Source organism: Mycetohabitans sp. B3 (assembly GCF_021498065.1).
Taxonomy (GTDB): domain Bacteria; phylum Pseudomonadota; class Gammaproteobacteria; order Burkholderiales; family Burkholderiaceae; genus Mycetohabitans.
Window position 1 is genome coordinate 1 of sequence record NZ_JAHLKN010000040.1, and the last position, 3,816, is coordinate 3,816.

The 3,816-nt window shown below is 55.3% G+C and carries 4 protein-coding genes and 1 other annotated feature; of the genes, 2 read left to right on the plus strand and 2 right to left on the minus strand.

Annotated features, from left to right (window positions below):
• Nucleotides 1-100: 100 nt before the first annotated feature.
• Together KQH55_RS14410 and KQH55_RS14415 are read right to left on the minus strand one after the other, a co-directional pair.
• Nucleotides 101-355 (minus strand): acyl carrier protein, encoded by a 255-nt coding sequence (locus KQH55_RS14410; RefSeq protein ID WP_235091484.1) that lies wholly within the window; start codon nucleotides 353-355, stop codon nucleotides 101-103.
• A 470-nt stretch (nucleotides 356-825) separates the two neighbouring features.
• On the minus strand, nucleotides 826-1,116 hold the full coding sequence (locus tag KQH55_RS14415; protein WP_139337332.1) for a hypothetical protein: 291 nt from the start codon (nucleotides 1,114-1,116) through the stop codon (nucleotides 826-828).
• Nucleotides 1,117-1,182: 66 nt separating this feature from the next.
• On the opposite strand from KQH55_RS14415, the gene KQH55_RS14420 reads away from it, so the two are divergent.
• Nucleotides 1,183-2,420, plus strand: a protein-coding gene (locus KQH55_RS14420) for an IS3 family transposase (protein WP_235091485.1) whose coding sequence is annotated in 2 segments (ribosomal slippage) — nucleotides 1,183-1,474 and nucleotides 1,474-2,420 — 1,239 coding nt in all. Because the reading frame shifts where the segments join, the coding sequence is not laid out codon by codon here.
• Nucleotides 1,464-1,580, plus strand: a sequence feature (AL1L pseudoknot). (Overlaps the previous gene by 117 nt.)
• Nucleotides 2,421-3,111: 691 nt before the next feature.
• Nucleotides 3,112-3,816 (plus strand): condensation domain-containing protein (locus tag KQH55_RS14425; RefSeq protein ID WP_235091486.1); only part of this gene is annotated, 705 nt, incomplete at its 3' end.

Here is a 3,816-nt window from a genome sequence, read left to right on the forward strand (position 1 = left end):
AGCGCACGAGCACTCGGCTGTCGCGCTGTCGTGTCGTCTAAGTATTTGGCTAAGTTCGCTGGTGGCTCGGACTGTTGTCCCCGCGGCACAATGTCGGTCGTCATTTTTCGCTCTCCGATGACTTTTCATTCACATAGCACGCGATCTCACGAATGGTGGTAAAGCGCGTCCTCGGGTCGCTGACACCGACGATGAGGCCGAATTCGTCCTCGACAAATGAGACCAGGCGCATGGTGGCCAACGATGAAAGCAGCCCCGACTCCCTCAGATTGAAATCGTCAGCAATATCTGAGTGATTTCCTTTTAGGATAGTGTCGATCACAAAAGCACGAATTTTGGCTAAGGTATCCGACATGGGCTTCTCCTTTAATGGTCATGGATGACAAAAGTTCTGGCTCTTTGCCCCTACGCTCGCTTTGCCCGGTTTTGTCCAAGCCTCTGGGCAGTCATGTAGCGCTCTACCCAATGGATGATTTGCCAGTGACAGCGTTAAGTGCTGTAGAGGGGCATGGTGCGCAACGCTTTGTATATTGAACAATCGCCATAGCCGGTGCGCTAACGCACGCATTGGGGCGCCTTGATACGAGGTGAGCAAGCGCGGTACCCGCTGGGACCCTGTTTAGTCAATTTTGGCCTATTCATGAGAAACCCTATACTGTTATGTCCCAGCAGGCACTTTTGGTTGATCAGTGCGGCCCGATACACCATGGTTAGCCAGAAGATACGCCAACTGACGACGCGGAATACCGAAAAGAGACTAACCAGCCACTTTACTGTGCGCAGTAGTGTGTCTTGCAGCTCGATTTCAGGATTTTGTGAAACACTTCAATTTTTTATTGCAAGACATAGCAGTTGAATTTTTCGACAACCTGCTTGCGAGAAGTGGCAGACAAATGGGTGGCCAGCTTCCATTCGATGCGCTTCCTGCCTGTGGGAACCGTTCGTGCAAAGGCATGCATCACTGTCCATTCCAGGGCGGGATAACGACGCTGCTTGTCCATTGGCGGTAGTACGGTCATGCGGGGCGATATCGAAGTTCCAAGTTGCCTGCTTAGCTGCGCCGTTCTGGTCACGAATGGTGACCTGAGAAACGCCCTTAAGCTGTACTTCATTCATCTCGTGGGCGATCGTGTGAACCGCACCGGGTTTGGTGGAGGCTCCAACTCTTGAGAAAATGGAGCCATGAACAAGAAGCCAAGCAAGTTTTCCCCGGAAGTGCGAGAGCGCGCAGTGCGCCTGGTACGTGAGCAGCGTAGTGAGCACCCGTCGATGTGGGCGGCGGTCGAATCGATTGCACCGATGATCGGCTGCACGCCGCAAACGTTGTTGGATTGGGTCAGGCGTGAGCAGGTCGATCGCGGGGAGCGCGATGGCGTGAGCACCGCCGAGCGCGAGCGTATCAAGGCCCTGGAGCGTGAGGTCAAGGAACTGCGCCGTACCAACGAGATTCTCAAGCTGGCGAGTGCGTTTTTCGCGCAGGCGGAGCTCGAGAGCCGATTCAAGTCCTGAAGGCCTTTGTCGATCAGCATCGCGACACCTTCGGGGTCGAGCCGATCTGCAAGGTCTTGCGGATTGCCCCGTCGGGCTACCGACGCCATACGGCGCTGCTTCGCGACCCGTCCAAACGCTGCGCTCGTGCGAAACGCGATGAGATGCTGCAACCCGAGATCAAGCGTGTTTGGCAGGTCAACATGCAGGTCTATGGCGTGCCAAAGGTCTGGAGGCAGATGAACCGGGAAGGCATTGTGGTGGCACGCTGTACGGTCGAACGACTAATGAGGCGGCAGGGCTTGCGTGGCGCGCTCCGCGGCAAGCGTGTGCGCACAACGATTGCCGATATGAGCGCGCCGCGCCCGCTGGACCGGGTCAACCGCCAGTTCAAGGCTGACCGGCCGAATCAGCTCTGGGTGTCAGACTTCACCTATGTTTCGACATGGCAGGGCTGGTTGTACGTGGCGTTCGTGATCGACGTGTTCGCCCGTCGCATCGTTGGCTGGCGCGTCAGTTCGTCGATGAGCACGGAATTCGTTCTGGATGCACTTGAACAGGCGCTGTACGCCCGCCAGCCAGGCAACGACGGAACACTGGTCCATCATTCAGACAGAGGGTCGCAATACGTCAGCATTCGGTATAGCGAACGACTGGCTCAAGCAGGCATCGAGCCATCGGTAGGCAGCCGTGGTGACAGCTACGATAACGCGTTGGCTGAAACGATCAACGGCCTGTACAAGACGGAACTGATTCATCGGCGTGCCCCTTGGAAAACAAGGCAATCCGTCGAATTGGCAACGCTGGAATGGGTCGCCTGGTACAACCATCATCGGCTGATGGAACCACTCGACTATATCCCACCCGCCGAAGCTGAGGCAAACTACTACAGGCAACTCAGAAATACCGCTGGTGTGCCCACATTAACTTAAACCAACCGGCCTCCACCAAACCCGGTGCGGTTCAGTGTGGCTTTGGATTGCAAACTTTAATTTAATTTTATCGTTTCATTCGTTCAAGATCTGTCGCCTTAAGCGAAGATAATAGGTTTGAGTGCATCATGGCGAGCGCTTTACAGTCTTTCAACAGGCGCTAAACGTTGCGATGACCTGAATCGTTGTAGCGGCTCCTGACAGCTGGGCACGGTGCTTGCGCGACATGAAGCAGTTAGCGTCGAGCTGATGGAGCCGGGAGCGGGTGCTTTGCCGTAGCCGTATGGCTAAATACAATAAAAACGATGTCTGAAGGGAAAAAGGAAGAAGTACCCCAGTACTGAACCCCAAGACGCTGCGCCTGTACGGTGCAGGTGCTGGTCCTGTTCTTTTTAACTGTCTTGCTTGGCCGACTGTAATGCCAATCCACGCGCAGTGTCACGCGCGTTATGTCCAGTGTTTTCGCTAAAGTTTGACATAAATTGATCGTGGCGTACTCACTGGCTGGCTAAGTAGCACGAGTGGCGCACTGACGCGTGCCGACGAGTGGCCCTGATCGCCGCAGTGAATGGTTAAGGATTGCACGCGACGTATCATAAAAGCCGTATTGGTTCCCGGCGAGCAACGATAGGTTCTGATTGCGTCGTCGTATCGTTTTGTACAACTATTAAATATCAGGCTGCTCGGTCGCTTGAATTGGAGTTTTGTTACGGGTACTAGCATCACGCCCGTTACGTATGCATTAACCACTGCCCAAACGGAGATCTGGCTCGCGCAGCAACTGTATCCAGACAGCCCTGTTTACAACATTGCGCAGTACACGATGATCGATGGCGCGATTGATGCGGCCGCCTTTGAAGCGGCATTGCGTCAAGTCATCGATGAGGCCGACACCCTACGCTTGCAATTTGTCGATAGCGATGACGGGCTGCGGCAGAGGATCGGTACACCCGCATGGTCAATGCCGGTGCTGGATCTGACGGCACAAGCTGATCCTCAGGCAGCGGCCGACGCGTGGATGCAAGCCGATTATCAGCAATCGGTCAATCTGACGCAGGGGCCGCTTTTTTGCTATGCGTTGCTGAAAGTGGCGCCTGCGCAATGGATTTGGTATCAGCGCTATCACCATATCATGACGGATGGATATGGTCAGTACCTGATCGCGCAACGCGTTGCACACGTGTATAGCGCGCTGTGCGCGGGAACGGCGCCGGCGGCATGTGATTTTGGTTCAATTCGACAGCTATTAGAGAGCGATGCGCAATATCAGACCTCCAACCAGCGGGAGAAGGACGAAGCGTATTGGCTCAAGCACTGCGCCCATTGGCCTGAGCCGGCGACGCTGGCAAGCCGCGCAGCCCCTGCTTTCCAGCAGCGGCTGCGTCAGACGACTGAC

Coding starts and splice junctions, on each gene's coding strand:
- KQH55_RS14410 (WP_235091484.1), bottom strand. CDS start 355: ATGTCGGATACCTTAGCCAAAATTCGTGCTTTTGTGATCGACACTATC.
- KQH55_RS14415 (WP_139337332.1), bottom strand. CDS start 1,116: ATGAATGAAGTACAGCTTAAGGGCGTTTCTCAGGTCACCATTCGTGAC.